The organism is Streptomyces sp. NPDC020299, assembly GCF_044387825.1.
Classification (GTDB): Bacteria; Actinomycetota; Actinomycetes; order Streptomycetales; family Streptomycetaceae; genus Streptomyces.
Genome location: NZ_JBIRWL010000013.1, coordinates 183,472 through 209,249, shown reverse-complemented (window position 1 = coordinate 209,249; position 25,778 = coordinate 183,472). Strand labels below are relative to the sequence as shown.

General features: G+C 70.0%; 21 protein-coding genes and 1 pseudogene. 11 read left to right on the top strand and 11 right to left on the bottom strand.

The window, feature by feature from the left end:
• The first annotated feature begins 29 nt into the window (after positions 1-29).
• The 5 genes and pseudogenes from ACH45E_RS30710 to hpaD form a co-directional block, all read left to right on the top strand.
• The gene (locus ACH45E_RS30710) at positions 30-1,766 is read left to right on the top strand and encodes an RICIN domain-containing protein (RefSeq protein ID WP_361453578.1); all 1,737 of its coding nucleotides are present in this window, start codon (positions 30-32) and stop codon (positions 1,764-1,766) included.
• A gap of 292 nt (positions 1,767-2,058) precedes the next feature.
• A complete protein-coding gene (locus tag ACH45E_RS30705) occupies positions 2,059-2,559 on the top strand; it encodes a serine/threonine protein phosphatase (protein WP_361453581.1) in 501 nt (166 codons plus the stop codon).
• Positions 2,560-2,622: 63 nt separating this feature from the next.
• A complete protein-coding gene (locus ACH45E_RS30700; protein WP_361453584.1) occupies positions 2,623-3,588 on the top strand; it encodes a pirin family protein in 966 nt (321 codons plus the stop codon).
• Positions 3,589-4,447: 859 nt separating this feature from the next.
• The gene (locus ACH45E_RS30695) at positions 4,448-4,579 is read left to right on the top strand and encodes a dihydrodipicolinate synthase family protein (protein WP_361453587.1); all 132 of its coding nucleotides are present in this window, start codon (positions 4,448-4,450) and stop codon (positions 4,577-4,579) included.
• A gap of 138 nt (positions 4,580-4,717) precedes the next feature.
• Positions 4,718-5,653, top strand: a pseudogene (hpaD, locus tag ACH45E_RS30690) (3,4-dihydroxyphenylacetate 2,3-dioxygenase); the annotation flags it as partial.
• A 181-nt stretch (positions 5,654-5,834) separates the two neighbouring features.
• Here the strand turns inward: hpaD and ACH45E_RS30685 are convergent.
• On the bottom strand, positions 5,835-6,740 hold the full coding sequence (locus ACH45E_RS30685) for a LysR family transcriptional regulator (RefSeq protein ID WP_361453705.1): 906 nt from the start codon (positions 6,738-6,740) through the stop codon (positions 5,835-5,837).
• Positions 6,741-6,872: 132 nt separating this feature from the next.
• Here ACH45E_RS30685 and ACH45E_RS30680 point away from each other — a divergent pair, with 132 nt between their 5' ends.
• From ACH45E_RS30680 to ACH45E_RS30665, 4 genes are all read left to right on the top strand, one after another.
• Positions 6,873-7,991 carry a PrpF domain-containing protein gene (locus ACH45E_RS30680; protein ID WP_361453593.1) on the top strand — a complete coding sequence of 373 codons (1,119 nt, stop codon included), beginning with the start codon at positions 6,873-6,875 and terminating at the stop codon, positions 7,989-7,991.
• On the top strand, positions 7,988-9,439 hold the full coding sequence (gene dctA, locus ACH45E_RS30675; RefSeq protein WP_361453596.1) for a C4-dicarboxylate transporter DctA: 1,452 nt from the start codon (positions 7,988-7,990) through the stop codon (positions 9,437-9,439). Before ACH45E_RS30680 ends, dctA begins: the two co-directional genes overlap by 4 nt.
• A 72-nt stretch (positions 9,440-9,511) precedes the next feature.
• Positions 9,512-10,993, top strand: a complete 1,482-nt coding sequence (gene tcuA / locus ACH45E_RS30670) for an FAD-dependent tricarballylate dehydrogenase TcuA (protein WP_361453599.1) — start codon at positions 9,512-9,514, stop codon at positions 10,991-10,993.
• Positions 10,994-11,028: 35 nt separating this feature from the next.
• Positions 11,029-11,169, top strand: a complete 141-nt coding sequence (locus tag ACH45E_RS30665; protein WP_399041875.1) for a hypothetical protein — start codon at positions 11,029-11,031, stop codon at positions 11,167-11,169.
• A gap of 18 nt (positions 11,170-11,187) precedes the next feature.
• Here ACH45E_RS30665 and ACH45E_RS30660 read toward each other — a convergent pair whose 3' ends face one another.
• Positions 11,188-12,558: a TIM-barrel domain-containing protein gene (locus tag ACH45E_RS30660; RefSeq protein WP_399041907.1), complete on the bottom strand. Its 1,371-nt coding sequence runs from the start codon at positions 12,556-12,558 to the stop codon at positions 11,188-11,190.
• Between the two features lie 551 nt (positions 12,559-13,109).
• Here ACH45E_RS30660 and ACH45E_RS30655 point away from each other — a divergent pair.
• Entirely contained in the window at positions 13,110-13,589 is a 480-nt protein-coding gene (locus ACH45E_RS30655) for an FCD domain-containing protein (protein WP_399041905.1), read from the top strand.
• Between the two features lie 120 nt (positions 13,590-13,709).
• Entirely contained in the window at positions 13,710-15,638 is a 1,929-nt protein-coding gene (locus tag ACH45E_RS30650) for a right-handed parallel beta-helix repeat-containing protein (RefSeq protein ID WP_361453602.1), read from the top strand.
• Positions 15,639-15,894: 256 nt separating this feature from the next.
• Here the strand turns inward: ACH45E_RS30650 and ACH45E_RS30645 are convergent, their stop codons facing one another.
• From ACH45E_RS30645 to ACH45E_RS30605, 9 genes are all read right to left on the bottom strand, one after another.
• Complete coding sequence (locus ACH45E_RS30645; RefSeq protein ID WP_399041873.1) at positions 15,895-16,275, bottom strand: alpha-L-fucosidase; 381 nt, start codon at positions 16,273-16,275, stop codon at positions 15,895-15,897.
• A 606-nt stretch (positions 16,276-16,881) separates the two neighbouring features.
• On the bottom strand, positions 16,882-19,227 hold the full coding sequence (locus tag ACH45E_RS30640) for an alpha-L-fucosidase (RefSeq protein ID WP_361453608.1): 2,346 nt from the start codon (positions 19,225-19,227) through the stop codon (positions 16,882-16,884).
• Between the two features lie 361 nt (positions 19,228-19,588).
• The gene (locus ACH45E_RS30635; protein WP_361453714.1) at positions 19,589-20,479 is read right to left on the bottom strand and encodes an amidohydrolase family protein; all 891 of its coding nucleotides are present in this window, start codon (positions 20,477-20,479) and stop codon (positions 19,589-19,591) included.
• A gap of 5 nt (positions 20,480-20,484) precedes the next feature.
• Positions 20,485-21,519 carry an aldo/keto reductase gene (locus tag ACH45E_RS30630; RefSeq protein ID WP_361453611.1) on the bottom strand — a complete coding sequence of 345 codons (1,035 nt, stop codon included), beginning with the start codon at positions 21,517-21,519 and terminating at the stop codon, positions 20,485-20,487.
• Entirely contained in the window at positions 21,516-22,274 is a 759-nt protein-coding gene (locus tag ACH45E_RS30625; protein WP_361453717.1) for an SDR family oxidoreductase, read from the bottom strand. The genes ACH45E_RS30630 and ACH45E_RS30625 overlap by 4 nt, the downstream gene beginning before the upstream one ends.
• 29 nt (positions 22,275-22,303) lie before the next feature.
• Complete coding sequence (locus tag ACH45E_RS30620; protein ID WP_361453614.1) at positions 22,304-23,155, bottom strand: fumarylacetoacetate hydrolase family protein; 852 nt, start codon at positions 23,153-23,155, stop codon at positions 22,304-22,306.
• Between the two features lie 127 nt (positions 23,156-23,282).
• Entirely contained in the window at positions 23,283-23,621 is a 339-nt protein-coding gene (locus ACH45E_RS30615) for an L-rhamnose mutarotase (protein WP_361453616.1), read from the bottom strand.
• Positions 23,622-23,887: 266 nt separating this feature from the next.
• Positions 23,888-24,775 (bottom strand): carbohydrate ABC transporter permease, encoded by an 888-nt coding sequence (locus ACH45E_RS30610; protein WP_361453720.1) that lies wholly within the window; start codon positions 24,773-24,775, stop codon positions 23,888-23,890.
• A gap of 84 nt (positions 24,776-24,859) precedes the next feature.
• The gene (locus ACH45E_RS30605; RefSeq protein ID WP_361453619.1) at positions 24,860-25,774 is read right to left on the bottom strand and encodes a sugar ABC transporter permease; all 915 of its coding nucleotides are present in this window, start codon (positions 25,772-25,774) and stop codon (positions 24,860-24,862) included.
• Positions 25,775-25,778 lie beyond the last annotated feature (4 nt).

Sequence of the window (25,778 nt, the reverse complement as noted above, 5' to 3'; positions counted from 1 at the left end):
CCCTCCCTTCATGAGGAGAACCCCCTTCCATGAGCCGCACGAGACTCTCCGGACGCCTGACGGCCGCCGTGGGCACGGCCGTCCTCACGGCCGCGCTCGCCACCCCCGCCCAGGCGGCCCCCACCGCCGCCACCACCCTGGTGGTCAACGCCGACCAGACCCTGCGCCCGGTCACCCATGTCGCCACCGGCAGCCTCTACGGCCTGGCGGACTCCACGACCCCCGCCGACAGCCTGGTCACCCCCCTCAGCCCGAACACCTTCGTGCAGATGGCCCCCGGCGGCTCCCAGCTGCCCAACGGCGAGCCCAAGCCGGCCGGTGACGCGCTCGTGGTGGCCGCCAAGGCCGCCCGCGCGGGCGCCAAGGTGGTCGTCCGCATGCCGGACTGGTACCCGAACTTCCCCTACAAGTGGGTGAGCTGGAGCGACTGGCTGGCGGCGGTCGACAAGCAGGTCGCCTCCGTGCAGTCGTCCGGCGCCACGGACATCGCCGCGTACGAGCTGTGGAACGAGCCCGACTGGACCTGGGACACCACCAACGCGGGGGCGTTCGACGCCGGTTGGGCACGCACGTACAAGGAGGTCCGCGCCAAGGACACCAAGACGCCTGTCCAGGGCCCGAGTTACTCGGCGTGGAACCAGTCCTGGATGAGCACGTTCCTCACCGACGCCAAGGCCAGTGGCACCGTGCCGGACATCATCGCCTGGCACGAGCTGCAGGGCAGCAAGGACATCGCCGCGCACGTCTCGGCGTACCGCGCGCTGGAGAGCAGCCTCGGCATCAGCCCGCGCCCGATCGCGATAGAGGAGTACGGCACACCCTCCGAGATGGGCAACTCGGGAGCACTCATCAGCTACGCCGCCAAGTTCGAGCGGGCGGGCGTCCACGACGCGGAACTCGCCTTCTGGAACCACTACGGCACGCTCGGCGACACCCTCGTCGACACCGGCGGCTCCCCCAACGGCTCTTACTGGACGTACAAGTGGTACGGCGACATGTCCGGCAACATGCTCGTCACCACGCCGCCCGCCCAGACGGGCATCGACGGCCTCGCATCCCGCAACAGTTCCGGCAACCAGATCAGCGTCATCGCGGGCGGCTGCACGGGCTCCTGCGCGGTGACCGTCAACGGGCTGTCGTCGCTGTCGGCCTTCGGCAGCACGGTACACGTCAAGCTGGAGTACACCCCGAACACCGGGCGTACGACCACCTCCCCCGGCCCGATCACCATCTCGGACGCCGACTACACGGTCTCGGGCGGTTCCATCACCGTGCCGGTCGCGATGAACGCCTCCGACGGGTACCACCTGGTGATCACCCCGAGCGGCACGTCAACCTCGCCGGCCGGGCGCTATCAGATCACCAACAAGAACAGCGGTCTGGCCCTGGACACCCTGAACGCGGGCACCGCCCAGGGCACCTCGGTGGTGCAGGCCACGTCCACCACCGGCACCGACGAGAACTGGACCCTGGTCGCCGCCGGCTCGGGCCTGTACAAGATCGTCAACCAGAAGAGCGGGCTGGTGCTCGGGATCAGCCAGATGAGCACGAGTGACGGCGGCGCGGCCCTGATCTGGGGTGACAACGGCACCGCCGACCACCTGTGGCAGGTCGTCCCGGCCCGGGACGGCTACTACAAGATCGCCGATTACAACAGCGGGCTGCTGCTGGGCGTGGACCAGATGAGTACCGCTTCCGGCGCCCAGGTCCTGCAGTGGAGCGACAACGGCACCGCCGACCACCTGTGGAAGCTGACGGCACGCTGACGCCGGCCCCCGACCGGGGTTCCCGTGCCTGATGTCGGCAGGCACGGGAACCCTGCCCACGTGAACCTGCGCACACTGGGGGCGGTCGGCCGCGTACCGCCCCCGCCGCGGAAGACGCGGAACGCGCGCTGAAGGCCGCCGTGACGGGCGCCGCGACGACGGCCCTCCCACCCGCCGCCCCCGAACCCGCGGCCGGCGCGGGCGCCGCGGCCACCGCACCCGGCGCCTCGCCCTCGCGTCCGGGGCGGCCGTCCTCGCCGCCGCGGCCGTCACCGCGGGCCTCTACGCCACCATGTCGCACCACGGCAGCGGAAATACCTCCACCGTCCGACGCGCTCCCTCCCCCGTCCTCCCCGACGGCTACCACCAGGTCACCGACCGGCGGCTCGGCGTCTCCTTCCCCGTCCCCGACGGCTGGAAGACGGGCCCGGGCGCCGGCGACGAGGTCACCTACACCGACCCCTCCGGCCTGGCCGGGATCACCATCGGCATGGTCGAGCCCGCCGGGACGAGCCCGATGGCCCACTTCGCCGACATCGAGGCCAACACCAAGGCCAACTACCCGACGTACCGGAGGCTGCGGATGCAGCGGACCGCCTTCCGGGGAGAGCCGGCCGTGGTGTGGGAGTTCACCTTCCGGGGCCGCGCCCGCGACTTCCGTGCCGCCGACCTCGGCTACGGCCGGGAGGGCGGCCGGGAGTACGACCTCTACCTCTCGGCCCCCGACGCCCGGTGGGCCACCTTCCGCCCCGTCCTCGACACCCTCCGGAACGGATTCACCGCGACCGGCTGACCGCTCGGGAAGGGGCGGCGGTGTCCGCGCGGGAAGGGGGCGGCAGGGACTAGGTTGGGCGGCATGAGCAACCTTGACCGCGCGCCCGTACCGAGCGTGTGCGGTGGCCGCGGATTCGTCGTCGCCGAGCCCGTCCGCGAACTGCTGAGCCCCCGACACGTCAGACTCGGCGAGTCGACCGAGGTGCGCCGGCTGCTGCCGAACCTGGGCCGCCGCATGATCGGCGCCTGGGCGTTCGTCGACCACTACGGGCCCGACGACATCGCCGACGAGCCCGGCATGCAGGTGCCGCCGCACCCGCACATGGGCCTGCAGACGGTCAGCTGGCTGCACGAGGGCGAGGTGCTGCACCGCGACTCGACCGGCAGCCTCCAGACGATCCGCCCGAAGGAACTCGGGCTGATGACCTCCGGCCGGGCGATCAGTCACTCCGAGGAGAGCCCGAAGTCGCACGCCCGCTTCCTGCACGGCGCCCAGCTCTGGGTCGCGCTGCCCGACGCCCACCGCCACACCGAGCCGAAGTTCGAACACCATCCGGTGCTGCCCACGGTCACCGCACCCGGCCTGACCGCGACCGTCCTCCTCGGCGGCCTGGACGGCGCCGTCTCCCCCGGCACCGCGTACACGCCGATCGTCGGCGCCGACCTCGCGCTCACCCGGGGCACCGACGTCCGGCTGCCCCTCGAACCCGACTTCGAGTACGGCGTCCTCGCGATGTCCGGCGAGGTCCACGTCGACGACGTGCCCGTACTGCCCGGCTCCATGCTCTACCTCGGCTGCGGCCGCACCGAACTGCCGCTGCGGGCCGAGTCCGACGCCGCGGTCATGCTCCTCGGCGGCGAGCCGTTCGCCGAGGAGCTGATCATGTGGTGGAACTTCGTGGGGCGTACGCAGGACGAAATCACCCAGGCCCGGGAGGACTGGACGAACGGGTCGAGATTCGGGGTGGTGAAGGGCTACGACGGGGACCGGTTGCCCGCACCCGGGCTGCCGTCCGTGCCGCTGAAACCACGGGGTCGAGTGCGCTGAGCTGATAGTTTCCAGTACGGCGCACACATAGCAGGCGAAGGGAAGCGCACCCCGACCGGTTCGCTCAGACCACGTGAGCAAACCCCCTGCACACCACCCGTTCCACTCCACCTCGAGGTGCAAGTTTCGCCAGTCGTAGTCAGCTTTGGTCGGACTGATGCTGACTCAACGCTGACTTTACTGACATGCAGTCAGATCTCTGTGGGGACTCCGCTCACACTTCCCGCGTCCCTCTCACTACCGCGTTCTCTAACCCGGTCCGCGAGTCGCCGGCGGATCGCCCTTCCCTCGGCGAGCGCGGAACCCCACCCTCTTCAGAACCATGCTGCCCGCAGCCTCCGGTCATGGGATCTCCACAGACGCAGCGCGTGACGCGACCTGGCGTCCTGACACTGCGCAACACCCCCAATCCCGTCGCAGCCAGCGGCGACACCGTGCACACCCTGCCTGGACACCACATCCCACCCAGCGCACCCAGATGCCCCCCCCAGCCCGACATGATCCAGCCGCGGCCCATGTCATGGAGCCGCAAGACCTGGCCCGCCTGGTTCCGGCCCAACAGCCTGGGCGCGACCCAGGATTCGCAACCTCAGCAGGCTGATCGCCCCAGACGTCGGCATGTACGTGAAGTACAAGGAGACGGCCCGCGGCGGGCTCGCGGTAAACATCATCGAGGGTTCGGGAAACGGGCCCTGAGCAGCGCGTTCGTGTCTTTCCGCGCTGCCATGTCCTTCCCTGCTCACGCGGCGGAAAGTCCCCCGGGAGGTCCCCAGACACGTCGCAGTTTGTGGTTGGGGGGGGCCTGGCGGGAAGCGTTCGAGCAGCGGCGCAAGCAGCAGCCCCAGCAGGGAGATCCGGTATGAAGTTCCGCAGTGACCCGTCCGCCATCCGCGGGTCCATCGCCCCCGTCGTCACCCCGTTCACCGCCGACGGCGCCCTCGACCACGACAGTCTGCGCGACCTGATCCTCTTCCAACTGGATTCCGGTTAGCTCGACGAGACCCTCGAAATCACCGCGGTGACACGGGAGTTGGGTGCGGACGCGGCGCTGTCGCACGCTCAACTGGCCGTCACCGATCGGTGACCGGGTGCCCTTCCTGCCCGGCACCGGCTCCCACAAGACCTCGGCGCCGCCCGCTGGTTCTGGGTCGACATGCTCGGCTTCCACGTGCAGTACGAGGACGCCGAATCCCTGTATCTGCGCGGCACCGACGAGCTCACCCACCACTCGCTGGTCCTGCGCAAGGGCGAGGTCGCGGCCCCCGACCACCTCTCGTTCCGCGTGCGGACCCCGGAGGACGTCGACAAGGCCGAGAAGTTCTTCACCGACCTCGGCCGACCCGTACGGCACGTGAAGAAGGGCGAAGGCACCCACGGTGCAGGCGACGCGGCGCGTGTGATCGACCCGCTCGGCTTCCCCGTCGAGTTCTTCCACGAGATCGAGCACGCCGAACGCCTCATCCAACGCTACGACCTCCGCCACGGCGCCGAGATCGCCCGCCTGGACCACTCCAACATCTGCACCCCCGGCATCCCGGCCGCCTACGCCCACCACGAGTCCCTCGGCTTCGGCTGTCCGGAGACCATCGAGGGCGACGAGCACGAGCTCTACGCGGCCTGGATGTACCGCAAGCAGACCGTCCACGACGTCGCCTTCACCGGCGGCGCCGGCCCCCGTCTGCACCACCTCGGCGTGGCCACGCACGAGTCGCACCAGGTCCTGCGGGCGGCGGACATCGTCGGCGCGCTGCGCAAGGAACACCACATCGAACGCGGCCCGGGGCGCCATGGCGTCTCCAACGCCTTCTACCTGTATCTGAAGGACCCCGACGGTCACCGGGTGGAGATCTACACCTCCGACTACTACACCGGAGATCCCGACCACGAAACGTACCGCTGGAACGTCCACGACGACCGCCGCCGCGACTTCTGGGGCAACGCCGTCATCGAGTCCTGGTACAAGGAGGCCACCCCGGTCCTCGACCTGGACGGTCGCCACCAGCCCGTCTCCGAGGCGCTGCTGGACGAGTCGACCGTCCAGGTCGGCGCGGACGGACTCGGCTGAGCAGACAGTCGGAGCCGGGGCTTCCTGCGGCTCCGGCCGGCAGGGGCGGAAACACCGCGTGCCGTTCGTGCGCGAAGCGGCAACTGCCCAGCATGGTCGGGTCGCCGCTTTCCCGTGCCGGTCCGGACCCGCCGCGCGCACGGCGTCCGCCTCCCGATGTCGCAGATCCGCCGGACGCTGGTCACACGTCAGCGGCCTCGGCGCTGTCCCGCAGGAACCCCGCGAAAGCCTCCGCGGCCGGAGTCAGAGCGTGGTCGCTCATCCGCACGAGGAGGATGCGCCGCACCGGGGCGGGGGGCAGGAGCGGCAGGACGCTGACGCCGCCCCGGATGCCCTCCAGGGCCAGGGTGGGGGCGAGGGCGACACCGATGCCGGCGGCGACCATGGCCTGGGCCTCCTGGTAGTCGTGGGCCTCGTAGGCGATCTGCGGCTCGAAACCGGCCGCGTGGCAGCTGCGGGCGAGGGCCTCGGCCACCGGATGCCGGTCGGCGCGGGTGATCCAGGGATCTTCGGCGAAGTCGGCGAGGGAGGCGGAGGGGCGGCCGGCGAGGGGGTGGTCCCTGCCGACCAGGAGCGCGGGTGGGTCGTCGACGAGCGAGGTGACGACGACGTCCTCGCGGTCGATGCGGTTCCAGTCGTAGTCCCACATCAGGGACATCTCGATCTCGCGGTTCTCCAGCATGGCCCACAGTCCCGCGATACGGGCACTGCGCACCGTCAGCCGTACGTCGGGGTGCGCCTTCCGGAAGGCGATCACGGCCCTCGGGAGGAGGGAGGCACCGACGGTGGGAAAGGTTCCGACCCGGAGCGTGCCCGCGCGCAGGCCGGCGAAGTCGGCGAGGTCGTTCTCCGCGGCCGTCAGTTCACGCTCGATCCGCTCACCCCGCTCAGCCAGCGCACGCCCCGCGTCGGTGACGGTGACGCCCCGCGCATGGCGCTCGAGGAGCGGCTGCCCTGCCTCTGCCTCCAGGCGACTGACCTGCTGCGACACCGCTGACGGCGTGTAGTTGAGGGCCCGTGCGGTGGCCGTGACCGAACCCCGCCGGGCGACCTCGGTGAAGAGCAGAATGCGCCGCACATCGAGCACCTCGCCACCTCCAGCTTTCACTTCAGCTTAATACCCATGCAGATTTCCGAGATTGTACTTCACGGTCTCCGGATCCACTGTGGATCGCACCACGCACGGAAGTGCCGTCGGGTTTTCCACAAGGAGTCTGTTGTGTTGCGTCTGCAGGGCGAGATGATCCGCGGAGGAACCAGCAAGTGCTGGATCTTCGACCACCATGACGTGGTGGCGACCGGTGTGGACGCCGACACCCTGCTGCTCGCCGCCTACAACGCCGCCGACCCGCGCCAGATCGACGGCGTCGGCGGTGCCTCCTCCACCACCTCCAAGGCGGCGATCGTGCGGACCTCGACGGAGCCGGACATCGACGTCGAGTACGCCTTCGCGCAGGTCGGCATCGGCGACGAGCGTGTGGAGTGGACCAGCAACTGCGGCAACTGCGCCACCGCCGTCGCCCTGTACGCCGTGCACAACGCCCTGGTGCCGATCACCTCGGACTCCACCACGGTGCGCATGCTCAATGTCAACACCGGAGCCCGGCTCAGTGGCACCATCCCCACCCCGGGGCGGGCGGCCCCCGACGCGGGCGCGGCCTCCGTGCCGGGTACCGCCGCGCTCGGTGTGCCGGTGCTGCTCGGCTTCGAGGACCCGGCGGGCACGTCGACCGGCCGTGTGCTTCCGACCGGCCACCCCCTGGACACGCTGACCGGGCCCAGGGGCACCGTCGAGGCGTCCCTGGTCGACGCCGGCGCGCCGGCGGCGCTGTTCGATGCCAAGGCGTTCGGTCTCGACGGGACCGAGTCCCTCGACGCGTTCGCGGCGGCGGTGCCCGCCCTGACCGTGCTGCGCCGGCAGGCGGCCCTGGCCATGGGACTGGCCGAGGAGAGCGACCCCGTCAGTCACGCCGTGCCGAAGGTCGGTGTCGTCGCCCGCCCTGCCGCATACCGCACCACCGATGGCATTCTGGTCTCTCAGGACGAGTACGACCTGGCCGTCCGCATGGTCTCCATGCACGCACCCCACCCGGCGATCGGCCTCACCTCCGCCGTCGCCCTGGCCACCGCGGCCGCCATCCCCGGCACTCTCGCCCACCGCGTCGCCCGGCAGACCGCCGACGGCACGCTGCGCCTGGGCACCCCGGCCGGTGTCATCACCGCCCGAGCCGTCCCCGCGGCGGACGGCGCCTCCCCCACGGTGCTGCTGCACCGTGCCGCCCGTCGCATCGCCCGAGCCGAACTTCTCGTTCCCGTCCTGGAAGGACGCCCCGCATGAGCCGCAACGACGCCGCCCCGGGTACCGTCACCGCTCCCCCGAGCCGCCTGCGCAGGGTGCTGTCCCTGCTCTACGTCCAGTGTCTGATCGGCGTCCTGGCCGGGGCCGCCGTCGGCTGGCTGTGGCCCTCCTTCGGAGCCGACCTGAAACCCCTGGGCGACGGGTTCATCGCGCTGGTGCGCATGATGATCGCGCCCGTCATCTTCTGTACGGTCGTCCACGGCATCGCCTCCATGGGCAACGCGCGTGCCGTCGGCCGGGTCAGTCTCAAGGCGCTGATCTACTTCGAGGTCCTGACGACCGTCGCCATGGTGATCGGCCTGGTCGTCGTGAACGTGGTACAGCCCGGCAGCGGCCTGCACGTCGACCCCTCGACCCTGTCCACCAAGGGCCTGCCGCCGGAGGCGACCGCGGGCCACGAGAGCTTCTCCGCGTTCATGCTCGCCATGATCCCGGACACCCTGCTCAGCGCGCTGACCGGCCACGAGATCCTGCCGGTGCTGCTGGTCTCGGTGCTCTTCGGCTTCGGCCTGAACGCCAGCGGGGAGGCGGGTGCGGGGATCGCCCAGGGCATCGAGAAGCTGTCCAAGATCCTTTTCACGCTCATCCGCTGGATCATGCGGCTGGCCCCGATCGGCGCCTTCGGCTCCATGGCCTTCACCATCGGCAACTACGGCCTGGACACCCTGCGCCACCTCTTCCTGCTGGTCGGCTCCTTCTGGCTCACCGCCCTGTTCTTCGTCCTCGTCGTGCTCGGCACGGTCATGCGCATCAACGGCCTGCGCCTGCTGCCCTTCCTCCACTACATCAGGGAAGAGCTTCTGATCGTCCTCGGCACCTCGTCCTCCGAGCCGGTGCTGCCGCGGCTGATGGCCAAGCTCCAGCACGTGGGCGCCTCGAAGCCGGTCGTCGGAATCACGCTGCCCGCCGGGTACTCCTTCAACCTCGACGGCACCGCCATCTACCTGACCATGGGCTCGGTCTTCCTCGCCCAGGCCCTCGGCATCGACCTCAGCCTGACCCAGCAGCTGTCCATGCTCGCCGTCATGCTGCTCACCTCCAAGGGCGCGGCCGGTGTCACCGGCTCCGGGTTCATCGCCCTGGCGGCCACCCTCAGTGCCGTACCGCACGTGCCCGTCGCCGCCCTGGCCCTGATCTTCGGCATCGACCGCTTCATGTCCGAGGCCCGTGCCCTGACCAGCGTCGTCGGCAACGGCGTCGCCACCCTGGCGGTGGCCAAGTGGGAGGGAGCACTGGACGAGAAGCGGGCCAGGGCCGTCCTGCGCGGGGACCTCCCGTTCACCGCGGCGCCCGAGGACGCCCACCTCCCCGAGCGGCAGTCGGAACCCGCGCTCGACGCGGAGGCCGACGAGGGCGAGAAGGGCGGGGAAGCCGACCCGAAAACGGCGGCCGGGGCGGACCGTGAGCCGGTGCCCGCCGCCCGCTGACACTCCGCGCACCGCCGGTCCGGAGCATGGACTCCGGACCGGCCCTTTCTCATGATCAGGAGCACCCCACTCATGGCAGCACCCTGGGACGTCATCGTGGTCGGCGGCGGAAACGCCGGTTTCTGCGCCGCACAGGCGGCACGGCAGGAGGGAGCCCGGGTCCTCGTCCTGGAAAAAGCCCCGCGCCGTTGGGCCGGCGGCAACTCCTACTTCACCGCAGGCGCCATGCGCACCTCTCACGGCGGGCTCACCGACCTCAAGGACCTGCTCGAACCGTCCGCGCGGGACCGCTTCGCCCGCACCGACCTCGCCCCGTACACCGAGGACGACTTCCTCGACGACATGGCCAGGGTGACGCGCGGGCGCACCGACGCCGACCTCGCGCGCGTTCTGGCCGGGGAGTCCCGCGCCACCCTGGACTGGCTGCGCGCCCTGGGCCTGCGGTTCGAGCTGATGTACCACCGGCAGGCGTACGAGGTGGACGGAAGGTACCGCTTCTGGGGCGGCCTCGCGGTCGGCGTGGTCGGCGGCGGCAAGGGGATGATCGAGCAGCATCTGGCGGCCGCCGAACGTACCGGCGTGCGGGTGCGCTTCGAGGCCTCCGTCAGCCGCCTGGCCACCGCGGCGGACGGGGCGGTCCACGGCGTGGTGCTCGCGGGCGGAGAGGTGGTGGAGTCCCGTTCCGTGGTCCTCGCCGCCGGTGGGTTCGAGGCCGACCCCCGGATGCGCGCCGCCCATCTCGGCCCCGGCTGGGACCTGGCCCTGGTCCGGGGCACCCCGTACAACACCGGGGACGGCATCCGTATGGCCCTCGACGCCGGCGCCCAGTCGTACGGCCACTGGAGCGGCTGCCATGCCGTCGCCTGGGACGCGGGCGCACCGGTCACCGGTGATCGCGAGCTGACCAACCAACTCACCCGCGGTGGCTATCCGTTCGGCATCATGGTCAACGCCGACGGCCGCCGCTTCGTCGACGAGGGCGCGGACTTCCGCAACTACACCTACGCCAAGTACGGCGCCGAGATCCTCCGACAGCCCGGCGGTACCGCCGTCCAGGTCTTCGACGCCAAGACCGCGCCCCTGCTGCGCCCCGAGGAGTACGCCTCCCCGAACGTCACCAGCGTCACGTCCGGCTCCGTGCCCGGGCTCGCCCGGGCACTCGGCATCGACGAGGATCAACTCTGCGCCACAGTAAAGGAGTTCAATGCCGCGGTCACCGGCGGCCCGTTCGACCCCACGATCAAGGACAACAGCCGCACCCAAGGGATCACCCCGCCCAAGTCCCACTGGGCCCAGCCCCTCGACACGCCTCCCTACACCGCCTACCGGGTCACCTGCGGCATCACCTTCACCTTCGGCGGTCTGCGGATCGACCCCGACGCGCGCGTCCTCGACACCAGCGGCCTGCCCGTACCCGGGCTGCACGCGGCGGGTGAACTCGTCGGCGGGCTCTTCTACTTCAACTATCCGGGCGGCTCGGGTCTCACCGCCGGTTCGGTGTTCGGCCGACGGGCCGGCCGCTCCGCGGCGGCGGGTGCGCGCTGCGCCGGCTGACCCGGCCGGGTCTGACGGACCCGCCGAAGGTGGTCGTGGTCACGACCTTCGACGACGACGCGTACGTCCACCGCGCCCTGCGCGGCGGTGCCTGCGGCCTCCTCGTCAAGGACTCGGGACCCGCCCTGCTGGTCGAGGCGATCCACCAGCGCGGGCGACGTCGCCGGATGTCATGAGGCGGGCCAGAGCCCCTCTCACCTGATCAGATGACTTACCGGCCGGCCTTCGTAGTGAACAGTGGGATCGTCCGTGGTCAGCTCGCTCGGCCCGAGGCCGCCTCGCGTGCCCACCACGACGGGGCGGAAGTCCCGGTATGCCGGAATCGCGCCGCCCGCGTCGGTGGGCGCCTCGACGAGGAATCGCGCCTCGGCATCGGACCAGCGCAGCGACGTGTACGTGAACTCGCCCCGCTCGTAGCCGAATCCGTCACCGGTATCGTCGTACAGGTCGAACCGGCCGTCAGCACCCGGGTAGACACGGACCTCCAGCGGAGCGTTGCGCATTTCGTCGGCGTGGGGCATCACGGGGCCGAGCGGAAGAACCGACCCGGCCCGCACGAAGACGGGCATGTGCTCGAGCGGAGCCGCGGCATCGATGGTCCGGCCCCCGGTGTGCCGCTCGCCCGTCCAGAAGTCGTACCAGTCGCACCCGGCGGGAAGGTAGACCTGCCGGGTCCGTGTGGACCCGGTGATCGGGATGGAGCCCGGGCCGAAGTACATGGGTTCGGTCACGGGGCAGATCATCAGCGCGGGACCGATCATCAGCTGGTCGTCGATGTCGTACACGGCGGGATCACCGCGGAAGTCGAAGGCCAGCGCGCGCATGCCGATGTAGCCGCGGTGGGCTTCCCAGCCCTGAAGTGTGTAGAGGTAGGGCAGCAGTCGGTAGCGCAGACGGATGAAGGCGAGGATCGTCTCGTAGGTGGTGTCGCCGAGGTCTCCGAAGCGCCAGGGTTCGCGCGGGGTGTCGGTGCCGTGTGAGCGGAACATCGGCAGGAACGCGGCGAACTGCAGCCATCGGACGTAGAGCTCGCGGTAGCCGAGGTCGTCGCAGCCGGCGGGGAAGTCACCGCGCCAGAACCACTGTTCCTTGCGGCCGACGAAGAACCCGCCGATGTCACAGGACCAGCGGGGGTTGCCGGTCATGCAGAAGTTGAGCCCGTCGGCGATCTGGGCGCGCAGCGTGGCCCAGGTCGCGGTCACGTCTCCCGACCAGGTGACCGCTCCGTAGCGCTGCTGGCCCGGGCTGCCGGAGCGGGTCAGCACGACGGGGCGCCTGTGCGGGTCGGCTCCGCGCTGGCCCTCGTACAGGCCGCGGGTGTGCATCAGCGCGTAGGCGTTGAGGTGTTCGGCGTCGAGATACTTCTTGCTCTCGTCGGTGTTGATGCGGGCCCGGGTGGCGGCGTCGGGCTTCACCGTGCCGTTCCAGTCCGCTTCGAACGGCTCGGTGCAGTCGGCCCACCAGGCGTCGACCCCGAACCGGAAGTACCCCTCGTCGGCCTGCTTCCAGTAGAGCTTCCTGGCGTCCGCGCTGAAGGCGTCGTAGGTGGCGTCGTTGCCGAGCAGGTGTCCCCGTTCCCGCAGCAGGGTCTCCAGCGCTGTCCAGCTCTACCCGGGCGGGGTGTTGCGAACCGTTCGGCAGCATGACGACAAGGCAGGAGGAAGTTGTGCTCCGGAACACCGCGGCCGAGGGCGTCAGCTTCACCAGTGGAGTGATGGTCAGCAGCAACCGCTCGCCGATGCTCCTCGCACAGCACCCGGTCCAGCGGATCCGCCGGCATGACGACGGATCCGCGCAGGGGCTCATCGTCACACCATCGCCCCTCTGGTCGGTGCGAATGTGCAGCACAGCGGCCTCGCCCTCCGGCGGGCTGCCCCTCAACCCGTGCCGCCAGACGAACGGCCGATCGGCGGCGGGCACCCGGATCGGAACAGCTCCCGACATCGGTGATGCGCATGGTGTCCCACCTCGCAGAGAAGCCGAAAGCGCACGAGAAACATAATTCGTCATATGAATATCGTCAAGTCTGTCTGGTGCGGGACGACCCTTCGGCCTCCAGGGCTTTGACCACTTCCCGGACGGACGGTGGTGCGACTGACCCCGAAAGGACTGGAACCTGCTGGACCCCGTCGCGCCGATCGTCACCTTCCAGCACGACGACCAACTCGCCGTTCCCGACCGGCTCGTCGGCGCGAGGTCGGCACTGGAGTCCCGGATGGCCGCCCAGGCGGCGGCCCGGGCGACGGAGGGGGACCTCCGCGCCATCGAGGAGCCGCTCGTGCGATGGGACGGGGAGACCGCGCCACCGCACTGCTTCATCGAGACGGATCTCGTCGTCGGCGGCCGGACCATGGAGGCGTCCCGCAACCGGCTCGCCGGCTCCATCGTCCGAAGCCACTCCCAGGCCCAACCGCCTCGCCGTACTGATGCGGCGCCAGTTCACCCGGGATCGCGGGGGGCCGCGAAAACCACAAGTCCCCATCGAGGATGCCTGGCAGCGCCGCCGCTCACCGGCCGACCGTCGACCGGTCTCGCAACCAACGGACAAGTAAAGTTACCGCGCAGTATCTGTTGCAGCAATTCATATGACGACTAATGTAACCGCCGTTTCGTTCCGGCCACTGGAAGGTGCCACGTGCGGTTCACACATTCATTTCCCTCGTCTCAGGGCAGGGCGGGAAGAGCCTGCCTGACAGCGGTCGCGGCCCTCGCCACGGTGACCGCGACGGCGCTGGGCCAGGCGACGCCCGCCTTCGCGGCCCAGACGGCGATCCTCCACGTCTCGCCGGACGGCCACGGCACCAAGTGCTCAGCGGCCCACCCCTGTTCGATCGGGCAGGCCAAGGCGAAGGTGCGGGCCCTCAACTCACACATGAGGGCCGACATCGTCGTCCAGCTCGCGGGCGGCACCTACCGGCTCTCCGCGCCGCTGACCTTCACCCGGGCCGATTCCGGCAGCAACGGGCACACCATCACCTGGAAGGCCGCGCCGGGCGCCCGCCCCGTCCTGTCGGGGGCACGGAAGGCCACCGGCTGGGCACTGCAGGACCGCGCGAAGAACATCTGGAAGGCCAAGGTCGGCACCGGTTTCGACTTCCGGCAGCTGTACGTCGACGGCGCCCAGGCCACCCGCGCCCGTACCCAGCTGAATCGCGCCGACCTGACCTCCGACGCAGGCGGCTACACCTTCACCAGCGGCGCGCTGAAGTACCTGAACAGCCTGGCCGATCCCGGCCGTACCGAGATCGACGCCGTCGGCTCCTTCACCAGCCGCTACTCCCCCGTGGCGGACATCAGCGACGGCGTCATCAGCATGGAACAGCCGGCCTGGAACAACAACACCTTCGGGTACGACACCATCGGCAACCCCTTCCGGCAGGGGCCGCTGTACATCGAGAACGCGTACGAATTCCTCGACTCGGCGGGCGAGTGGTACCTGAACACCCGCACCGGGACCCTGTACTACAAGCCCCTCCCCGGCCAGAACATGTCCACCGTCGACGTGGAGATGCCACGGCTGGAGTCGCTCCTGTCCATCGGCGGCACCTACCATGCCCCCGCGACCCACATCGCCTTCTCCGGCCTGCAGTTCTCGCACACCAGCTGGCTGCAGCCGTCCACCGGCCAGGGGTACGCCGACCAGCAGACCGGCGCGTTCGTCTACGGCGACTGGGCCCGCCCGTCGGACGCGCTGAACTCCTGCCAGTACGGCTGCCCGCTCTTCGAGGCGACCCGTCCCCACTGGCACCAGATGCCGGCCGCCGTACAGGTGTCGGCCGCCTCCCACATCAGCTTCACCGATGACCGGTTCACCCAGCTCGGCCAGGTGGCCCTCGGTATCGGCAACGACGCCGACGCGCACGCCACGGGAGTCGGGCTCGGCGCCGACACCATCAGCGTGACCGGCAACGTCTTCACCCAGGACGCGGGTGGCGGTGTCGTGGTCGGCGGTGTCCAGGCCGACGCCCACCACCCGGCCGACCCCCGCATGACCAACCGGTCCATCACCGTCAGCAACAACGTGATGCACGATCTCGCGCTGGACTACCGCGACATGACGGCCGTGCTGGTCACCTACGCCACCGACGCCACCGTCTCCCACAACGAGATCCACGACATGCCCTACACCGGCATCGCGATCGGATACGGCTGGGGCACCAACGACCCCGGAGGCAGCCAGGACTACGTCAACCGAGGGCTGTACGACTTCCAGCCCGTCTACACCACCCCCACCACCTTGCAGAACCTCAGGATCACCGGCAACCACATACACGACGTGATGCAGACGATGAACGACGGCGCCTGCATCTACAGCCTCTCCGCCGCGCCGGGCACCCGCATCGACCGGAACTACTGCGCCGACAACAACGGCCAGTTCGGCATCTACCATGACGAAGGATCACGCGAGTACTCCGACATCGACAACGTCTTCCGCAACACCGGTGACTGGGACCACGAGAACTCCAACGCCACCAACAACACGGGCGCGCTCACGGTGACGGACAACTGGACGAACAACGGCTCCATCAGCGTGCGCGACGGCCAGCGCGGCAACACGGTGACCGGCACCGTCGTCGTCAGCGACGACAACTGGCCCAGCGGCGCCAAGCGGGTCATGGAGAACGCAGGCGTCCAGCCCAGGTGACCCGCCCGCCGGCGAAGCCGGAAGGTCAGGACAGGGGTTGTTCTGCCCGTATGCACTTCCCTCCGAGCCCTCGGAGGGCGACCTGGGCAGGGGCGACGACCGGTTGCAGTCCGTGTCCGCCTTTGTCCACATCGCCCACCGGGCAGATCCGGGGCATGGCCGGGCTGCTGTCGGACATTTTCGTGACGCCCTCGGCGTCGGAGACGCAACGGAGAAACGGTGCATCATCCAGTGCGTCCGATCGACCCGTATCCGTTCAGGTCGGCTCGCCTTCTCGTCCTCGGTCCCCGGCCGGGCAGGTGCGCCACCTCCCACCGTCGCCCTGCGGGCCCGCACGCGTGGCCGGGGGCAGAGCGCGGCCGTGGATCCCGCCGCGTGAGACGACGTCGACCAGCAGGCGGACGGCGTCCGCCGGATCCAGCAGGTGCTCGGGTCGTTCGGCTTGGTTGTAGCCGAAGGAGAATCCGATACCCCGGGTGTTCTCCCAGCAGGCTGCCCGCTCGTTGGCCCGGTCCGCCTCGTACTCGGAGGTGAGGTAGTCGGCGTGGGCGTTGTCCCAACGGTCGTTCACCACGCCTTCCGGCACGGCGGCGTAGTAGTGGGAGAAGAGCTCCGGCAGGTCCGCCTGGCCCGGCAAGGACGGCCGCCCGCCCATCGGACAGCGCCCGCAGTCTCCCTGCGACACCGAGGCGCGCTACGTCCGCCGGGGACACCGTTCGTGGACCGGCTACCTCGCCCACGTCACCGAGACCTGCGACGACAAGAGCGGCAACGCCATCACGGACGTGGCCACGACGGTCCCCACCAGCGCCAGCACGGCCCTGCCCGGCATCCACACCCGGCTGCTGCCCGCCGAGCACCTGCTCGACGGCGGCCACCTGTCCGTCGTCGGCCTCGACGATGCTGCCCGACGCCACCGTGTCCAGCTGGTCGGACCGGTCAGGCCCGACAACTCCTGCCGGCGCGCGAGCAGGACCGCCGTCGAACGGGAGGACTTCACCATCGGCTTCGACCGCCGCACCGTCACCTGCCCGGCCGGGAGAATCAGCGGGAACTGGCACGAGACATCAGCCCGGGCCCTGACTGGCGCGGTCACCGCCTCGCGATCGAACTCGGCTACAGCGGTGGCCGCTGAGGGACCGCCGCGCCGGCTTCACTTCCCCCGCCGGCGCCAAGGTCGCCGTGGCGCGAGCGGCGTCATGCCGTCGCGACCACGGTCGTGCCCTGGGCGCGCCCTCAGCTCTCAGGCGCGCCAGTGCACTTTGAAGACCCACGCGTGCTGCCCCTCCTTGCGCGCGGCTTCGGGGACGTCGATCACCAGCGCTCCGTCGCTGAAAGTCCATGTCAGGGGGCGGCCGTGCCCGAGCATCGTCACCTTGTCGCCTCTGCGTATCGGGATCGGTGCCTCGACGGTGAGTCTGGCACCCGGCTTGGCCAGGGAGTGGATGTAGAAGGCCTCGTTCGGGCGGACGGTGAAGCGCAGGTCCTCGCCCAGCTCTGCCATGCGGGACCAGTACGTGGTGTCGTAGATCGCCTCGCCGTTGGTCCGCAGCCAGCGGCCCGTCTCACGGAGCCGGGTCTGCATGATCTCGGGGATGGTGCCGTCGGCACGCGGGCCGATGTCGAGGAGGAAGTTGCCGTTCTTGGAGACGACGTCGACGAGGCTGTGCACGACCGCTTCGGTCGTCATGTAGGCGTCGTCGGGTGTGGCCTGGTTGTAGCCGTAGCTGAAGGGGTCCAGGCCGCGGCTGGACTCCCACTTGGCGACGACGGTGTTGTCGTACGTCGTGTACTCGGGCGTGGTGAAGTCGTGGAAGGCGATGCCGGCCCGGTCGTTGACGGTGACCTCGACGGGCCGGGCGCGGTTCTTCGCGTGGTTGAAGTAGTCGGCGAGGACGTGGAGACTGTCGTTGACGCCGCCGATGTCACACCAGATGACCTCGGGATCGTAGCCGTGGATCAGCTCCCTCATCTGCGGAGCCTGGTAGTCCTTCACATAGTCCTTGCCGGCGGTGTAGCCCGTGTACGGCACCGGCTCCTGGGTGTACGGATTGCGCGGGGCGTGCCCCATCCAGGGATTGTCCGGGTTGAACCACTCGGGCATGGAGAAGTACAACCCGCGGTGGAGTTCAGGTGTGTAGCGGCGGGAGGCATCGAAGAGTTCCTTGACGAGGTCTCGCCTCGGGCCCATCTTCACAGAGTTGCGATCGGAGACCTTCGTGTCCCACAGGGCGAAGCCTTCGTGGTGCTTCGAGGTCAGCACGTGGTATTGCGCGCCCGCGTCCCGGAACAGTTCGACCCAGGCGCGTGGATCGAACTTCTCCGCGGTGAACATCGGGATGAAGTCGTCGTAGGCGAAGTCCTCGCCGTACTTCTCACGATGGTATGCGAAGACGGCGTTTCCAGGATCCTGCATGTGGTTCCAGTACCACTCGGCGTACTGCTTTCCGACCGGCGACCAGGCAGGCACCGAGTAGACGCCCCAATGGATGAAGATGCCGAACTTGGCGCCCTGGAACCAGTACGGTGCCTGGTGACCGGAGAGGGAAGCCGCACTGGGCTGGTAGTCGGCGACGCCGAGGGTCAACCGGCTCTCCTGTGAGGCGACCTGGGTTCCACGGCCGGTGACGGTCACCGACCCGTCCCGGGTCGTGCCGGGGGCGGTACCCACACGGTTGCGGATGCCGACGCGGATGCGTGCGTGCTCGCCGGGGTCCAGGCGGCGTATCCGGGCGGTCTCGACGGTGCGGGCCCCCGGAACCTCGACGCGCACCGACACGCGGTCCTCGGCCAGGACGGCGATGGTTCCCGCGTTGACGACGGTGGCTTCGATGCTCTGGGCTCCCGACGATTCCAGGAGCGAGTTCGTGGATCGGGCTCCGCGCAAGGCCAGCGCGCGTCCCTGGGCGGCAGGTTGCAGGGACAGCGCGAACACGTGGAGCGATGGTTTGTTCGCTTGCGCCGGGTTGGTCACCGGGAGCGTGATCGCTACGGCGTCGCGTCGGGCGTCGAGCCACAGTTCGGACGTGCCGATCCCCACACGATGTTCGTCCCTGGTGCCGTCCGGTCCGTAACGGTACGGCGTTGACAGAGATCCACCCGCGGAGTACCAGTCGGATCCGCCGAGGGGGGCGGTCGTGGTCGAGCCGTCCGCGTAGTGGACCGTGGCTTTGCCGGAGGCGTTGCCGTAGCTGCCCGCGGTCAGGAAGACGGCCGAGAGGTAGCGTCCTTGGGGCAGTTCGACGCGCTGGCCGAGTGCGACGACATTGTTCTTCGCGCCGGATGCCGAGGCCGGGAAGACGAAGTGCGCACCATCGACCTCGACACGGCCCGTGGGGAGTTCCTCGCCCGGGAACGTGTAGCCCGAGCCGTCGAAGTCGCCGCCCCGTGCGGAGGCGGTGTCGACCCCGTCGTTGTCGTAGAGGGCATCGAGCGGGACGGGGACGAGGTCGGGGACGGGAGCCCACGGCCCGGCATGTTCAGCGGGTGCTTCGGCGGCGTGTGCGGCCGTAGCTGAGGTGAGGGGAAGGGTTGCGGCGGCGATTCCAGCCGCGGCGCCCAGAACCTGACGTCTCGGATAGGTGTCCATGAGCGACCTCGATTCATCGGATGTCTAATGATTGAGGCGGTGCTCAACACTGTCAATGGTGCCGAAGGAAGGGCAGATTGAAGGAAAGGTGGGATGACATTTGGGGTCCTGGCCCTATAAACCGCGCGCGGTAGGGCAGCAAACACCACGTTCTCGTCGACGGGCAGGGCATCCCGCTCACGGTGTCCCTGACCGGCGGGAACCCCAGCGACGCCACCCGACTCCTGCCCCCCTGCTCGACAGAGTTCCGCCTGCCGCGGGCGTCGGCGGTCGGCCCCGACGCCAGCCCGACGCACTCCTGCCGACCGCGGTGCCGGAGTGGTGGCGTCAACGCCAGGCACGCCGTTGTCGCGACGCGCCGTCACCCACGCGCGGCCGGGAAGCCGGTAGAGGTGAGACCGTAGGTCCGCAGGGCGGTTCCGGTGAAGACCTCGCGGCGTTCGGCGGGATTGAGGGCGGCCGTCAACTCCCGTGCTGTGGCGACGACTTCGGCGTATGTGGCGGCCAGTCGGCAGACGGGCCAGTCGGAGCCGAACATCAGCCGCCGCGGGCCGAAGGCGTCCAGCACCGTGTCCGCGTACGGCCTGAGGTCCTCGACGCTCCACTGGTCCCAGTCGGCCTCGGTCACCATGCCGGAGAGCTTGCAGACGGTGTTGGGCAGGGAGGCCAGCAGGCGCACCGCGTCCGCCCACGGCCGCAGCTCGCCCGTGGCGACGGGGGGCTTGCCCGCGTGATCGAGTACGAAGGTGAGGCCGGGAAGCAGTCGGGCGGTCTCATGGGCGGCCGCGAGCTGGTGGGGCCTGACGACCAGGTCGTACACGAGCCCCGCTTCGGCCACCGCGGCGAGCCCACGCAGCACGTCCGGCCGCACCAGCCAGCGAGGATCGGATTCGCCCTGCACCTGGTGGCGGATACCCACCAGATGCTCGCCACCCGGCCCCTCCCGCAGCGCCGCGAGCGCGCGGGCGACATCCGGGGAGGTCAGGTCGGTCCAGCCCACGACGCCGGCCACCAGGTCGCTGTCCTGGGCCGACGCCAGGAACTCGGGCGTCTCCTCCGGAACGTCGATCGTCTGGACCAGGACCGTCGCGGTGACGCCGGCGGCCCGGGCCTCGGGCTCCAGGTCGGCGAGCAGGAAGTCGCGGCGCAGCGGGGCGAGTTCCCGTCCGGTGATCCAGTCCTGGTCGCGGACGGAGAGATCCCACACGTGGTGGTGTGCGTCGATGACGCCCTCAGCGGTGTTCCCCTCCATGGCGGTCACGCCCACGGCTCCTCGTTCGGTCGACCGGTTTCCTCGACCGGCGTGGCGGCAGGGACGGGGACGTGCGGGGGCAGCAGCCCCTCGGCTCGCAGTCCGTCCCAGACCGCGGCCGGTACCGTTCGCCGCAGCTGGTCCACCGTGTCGCGGACCTCCTCGGCGGAACGCGCGCCGGACAGTACGCTCGCGACCGCCGGGTGTCCGAACGGGAGGCGCAGAGCGGCTGCGCGCAGCGGTACGCCGTGGCGTTCGGTGACTGCCTTCATGCGCAGGGCCCGGTCGAGCACATGTGGTGGGGTGGGCGCGTAGTCGTACATGGCCCCGGGGCTGGGGTCGGTGAGCAGACCCGAGTTGAACACCCCGCCGACGATGACACTCCTGCCGCGGGCGGCGGCCTCCGGCAGTACCTCCGCCAGCCCCTCCTGCTCCAGCAGGGTGTAGCGGCCGGCGAGCAACACCACGTCGATGTCGGTCTCGCGCAGGAAGCGGGCGGGGAGCGCGCACTGGTTCACTCCGATGCCGATCGCCTTGACGACGCCTTCACCGCGCAGCCGTTCCAGCGCCGGGTACGCCTCGGTGAGGGCCTGCTCGGCGTGGTGATCCGGGTCGTGCAGGAGGGCGATGTCCACCCGGTCCAGGCCGAGGCGGTCCAGGCTCGCTTCCAGGGAGCGCAGCACGCCGTCGGAGCTGAAGTCCCAGACTCGCCGGTGGGTGTCGGGCACGGCGAATCCGTGGGCGAGATCGTCGCCGTGGCTGCCTTCAGGGTCGGGTTCGAGCAGCCGCCCGACCTTGGTGGAGACGGTGTACGCGTCGCGGTCGCGGCCGCGCAGCGCGGCGCCCAGGCGTCGCTCGGACAACCCGAGTCCGTAGTGCGGGGCGGTGTCGAAGGTGCGTACGCCCGCGTCCCAGGCCGCCTCCACCGCGGCGAACGCGGCCTCGTCGGTGACCGGGCGGAAGAGGTTGCCGATGCCGGCGGCCCCGAACGACAACTCGGTGATCCGGACACCCGTGCCACCCAGCGTGGTCACTCTCATGAGCCGACCGCCGGGCGCAGCCGGAGCCCCTGCATGCCACCGTCGACGGCGAGGGCAACGCCGGTGACGGATGCCGCGGCGGGGCTCGCCAGGTAGACCACGGCCGCCGCCACCTCGTCCGCGGTGACCAGGCGGCCCAGGGGCTGGCGTGCGTCGAGGGCGGCGCGTTCCGCCTCCGGGTCGTCCGCGGCGTCCAGGAGCCGGGTCACCCAGGGGGTGTCGGCGGTGCCGGGGTTGACGCAGTTGACACGGATGCCCTCACGGACGTGGTCCGCGGCCATCGCCAGGGTCAGCGACAGCACCGCACCCTTGCTGGCGGAGTACACGGCGCGCTGGGGAAGGCCCGCGGTGGCCGCGATGGAGCATGTGTTGACGACCGCCGCGTGCGACGAGCGCCGCAGATACGGCAGGGCGGCCCGGGTGGTGCGCACCGTCCCGAGGACGTTGACGTCGAGGACGCGGTTCCACTCCTCGTCCGGGTTGTCCTCGACGGTACCGACGGCGCCGATGCCCGCGTTGTTGACCAGGATGTCCAGGCCGCCGAGCTGCCCGACAGCGGCGTCCACGGCGACACGTACCGAGGCGTCGTCGCTGAGGTCGGCCTTGATGGCGATCAGCGGCTCGGGGGCGCCGGAGGGGGCGAGGTCGAGGACGGCCACCGTGGCGCCGTGCTCGGCCAGCATCCGGGACGTGGCCAGCCCGATCCCGGACGCGCCGCCGGTGACGACGGCCTTGAGCCCTGACAGGCCGCTCATGCTGCTCGAGTTGCTCACGGGGGCGCCTTTCACGCTTGGCCGAAGGTCTGGAGCTGGGCGCCGAGGCCGTCGACGCAGAGTTCGACGGTGTCGCCGGGGCGGAGGTAGGGGGTGCCGGGGAGGCCGAGGGCCACGCCCGCGGGAGTACCGGTGTTGATGACGTCGCCCGGCTCCAGGACCATGTACTGGCTCAGGTACGCCACGAGGTGGCCGACCGGGAAGATCATGTCGCTGGTGTGGCCGTCCTGCCGCTTCACGCCGTTGACGCTCAGACGCAGTCCGAGGTCCTGCGGATCGCCGGCCTCGTCGGCGGTGACCAGCCACGGTCCGAGCGGGTTGAAGGTCTCGCAGGACTTGCCCAGGTCCCACTGCGGCGAGTACTCCAGCTGGAACTCGCGCTCCGAGACATCATGGCTGATCGCGTACCCCGCGATCACGGCCCGCGCGGCTTCCGGCCCGTCGAGGTAGCGGGCCCGCCGGCCGATGACGACCGCCAGCTCGACCTCCCAGTCGGTCTTCACGGAGCCGCGGGGGATCAGCACCTCGTCGTACGGCCCGACCACCGTCCCCGGGTCCTTCATGAACACCACCGGCCGCGCGGGGATCGCCGCGCCCGTCTCGGCGGCGTGGTCCCGGTAGTTCAGCCCGAGGCAGACGATCTTGCCGGGGCGGGCCACGGGCGCCCCGATCCGCACACCGCCCGCGTCCAGTTCGGGCAGTGATCCCGCCGCGAGGGCCGCCCGGGCCCGCTCGACGCCGTCCGCGGAGAGGAAGGCGCCGTCGATGTCCGAGGCTATGGAGGACAGATCCAGCAGCCGGCCCTCCTCGGTGCGGACGGCGGGCCGCTCCTCGCCGGGCGCGCCGACTCGTAGAAGTTTCACTGGGCGTCTCCTTGCCATGGGTGGTTGTCAGGTGGCTGCAGCCGAGGGGGAGATGCGCGGCCGTCGGCCGTCACTGCACGTCGAACCGGTCGATCACCGGCACGGGCAACGGAGGAGCTGACGGTCGTCACGGTGTGCCGGACTCACTCAGATGCCAGATCTCGGTCAGGTCCGACCAGTTGCCCCCGGTGCCGGTATCGGTCCAGGGCTCCTGACAGGGGCCGGTGAGCTTCCACCAGGCTTGGGTGGCCGCGTCGGCGCCGATCGCGGCCATGTCGGCCTCGAAGTCGTCGCCGTGGTACTCGAAGTAGCCGAACAGCGTGTCCTCGCGCAGAAAGATGCTGTAGTTGCGGATGTTCGCAGCCCGCAGCGCGGCCTCGACGCCCGGCCACACCGCGGAGTGCAGGCGCAGATACGAGTCACGGTGCTCCGGCCGCAGGCGGATCGTCTGGGCAACACGTTTCATCGGGGTCCTTCCGGTGAGTGCGGGCCGCGCTGCCGGACAGCCCGGATCGGGCGTGGCCTCGCGACGCATCGGCGAACGTCGTACGGACGGCGTGGGGCTTGGGACGCCCCCGACGTCAGGGAACGCCGGTTGGGCACGGCGGCCGCGGGCGTTCGACACACTGCCGTGCGGTGTCCTGACGCGGTGCCGAGCACGATCGACGGCTCCCGTCCGTGTCGGCGCGCCATGGGTGGACGGAGGCGTCGCCAGGGGGTGCGGCTGCCGCCTCACTCCTTGGTCGCGCCGGCGAGCATGCCGGACACCAGGGCTCGCTGGGAGAAGAGGAAGACGATCAGGACCGGCACGATCGTGACGAGGGTGGCCAGGGCCAGTTCGGGCCGCATGATCTGGTTTCCCGTGCCGCTGGAGGTGTTGAACAGCGGCGAGGCCGCGAGGAGGTTGTTCAGCCCCACCTGGGCCGGATAGTCGGAGCTGTCGGGCAGCATCACGAACGGCAGGAAGAAGTTGTTCCAGTTGCCGACGAAGTTGAAGAAGCCGACCAGGGCGATCACGGGCTTGGCCAGCGGCAGCGCGACGAGCCGGAAGACCTGCCACTCCGAGCAGCCGTCGATCCGCGCGGCGGCCAGCAGGTCGGAGGGGACGTTGGCGGAGAAGTAGATGTAGGTGAGGTAGACCCCGAAGGGGAAGAAGGAGAAGGGCAGGATCACCGACCAGATCGTGCCGTCCAGGTGAACGGCGTTGACCTCCAGGTAGAGGGGCAGCACCATCGCGGCCGCCGGCATCAGCATCACGAGCATGGTGATGGTCAGCAGCAGCCGTCGCCCGATGAACTGGGTCAGGGCCAGCGCGTAGCCGGCGGGGATCGACGTCACGAGGGTGATGACGAGTGCGCCGAAGGCGTAGACGGCCGAGTTCTGCAACCAGGTGAGGATGGCGCCGTCCTGGAAGGCGTAAAGGTGGTGCCAGGCGTCGGCGATCGCGGTGGGGGAACCGACGGAGAACGGGTTGTCCCGCACGATCTGACTGTCGGTCTTGGTCGGGGCCAGCAGGAGCCACACCACCGGCACACAGAAGAAAAGCAGGAACAGGCCCATGACGAGGATCCAGGCCAGCCGGGCGGCCGGCGACCTCGGGCGGCGGCGCGTTCGGCGCATGGGCTTCCTCGGGCTGGTGCGGGTACCGGCGGTGTCGGCCAGCGGGGCTCGGCGGGCGGTGGGCGTGGAGGCTGTACGCATCTTTCAGTCCCTGTCGAACATGCCGGTGCGGAAGACGACAAGCGCCGCACAGGCGAGGCCCAGCACGAGCAGGTCGACCGAGAGTGCCGCCGCGCCGTTGAAGTCGCCTGCCTGGAAGGCGTACTGGTACGACAGCTGGTTGGGTGACCAGCTGTCGGGGATCAGTCCCCAGCTGGCGACCGAGACCAGTTGCGGCTCGACGAAGAGCTGGGTGCCGGCGGCGAAGGCCAGGATCAGCATGTACGCGATCCACTTGATGATCATGGGGATCTGGACGCGCAAGGCGATCTGGAGGGTGTTGGCGCCATCGATGCGGGCGGCCTCCAGGACCTCGACCGGGATGCTGTTCAGCGCCCCGTACATCACCACGATCCAGCCGCCGGCCCCGGTCCAGAAGGCGATGACCGTGAAGAGCACCGGCAGGTGGCCGGGGGCGTTGACCTCGGCGAGGCTGTTCCAGCCGAAGCCCTCCAGCAGCCGGCCGACGGGGCTGGCCGCCGGGTCGAGCAGGATCAGCCAGAGCAGCACGCTCGCCACCCCGGCGAGGGCTCCCGGCAGGTAGAAGAGGAACCGCAGGGTGGTGGAGGCTCTGCGCATGCGGCCGTGCAGCATCAGCGAGAGCAGCACCACAAGGATCATCAGGGCGCTCAGCCACACCAGCAGGTACAGACCGATGTGCACGAAGGCCGGTACGAAACGGTAGTCGGCGAACGTCCGGGTGAAGTTGCCGAGTCCGACGAGCTGGTTGCGGGAGTTGGACAGCGCCAGCCACACCGCGTAGCAGGTGGGCAGGACGCCGAAGGCGAGCAGGAGGAGGACGTAACCGGAGACGAAGACGTAGCCGGCGCGTCCGGCCGGATTGCGGGCGGAGCGGCCGCGCCGGCGGCCGCCACGCTCCGTCGCGAGGTGGGTGGTCATGGGT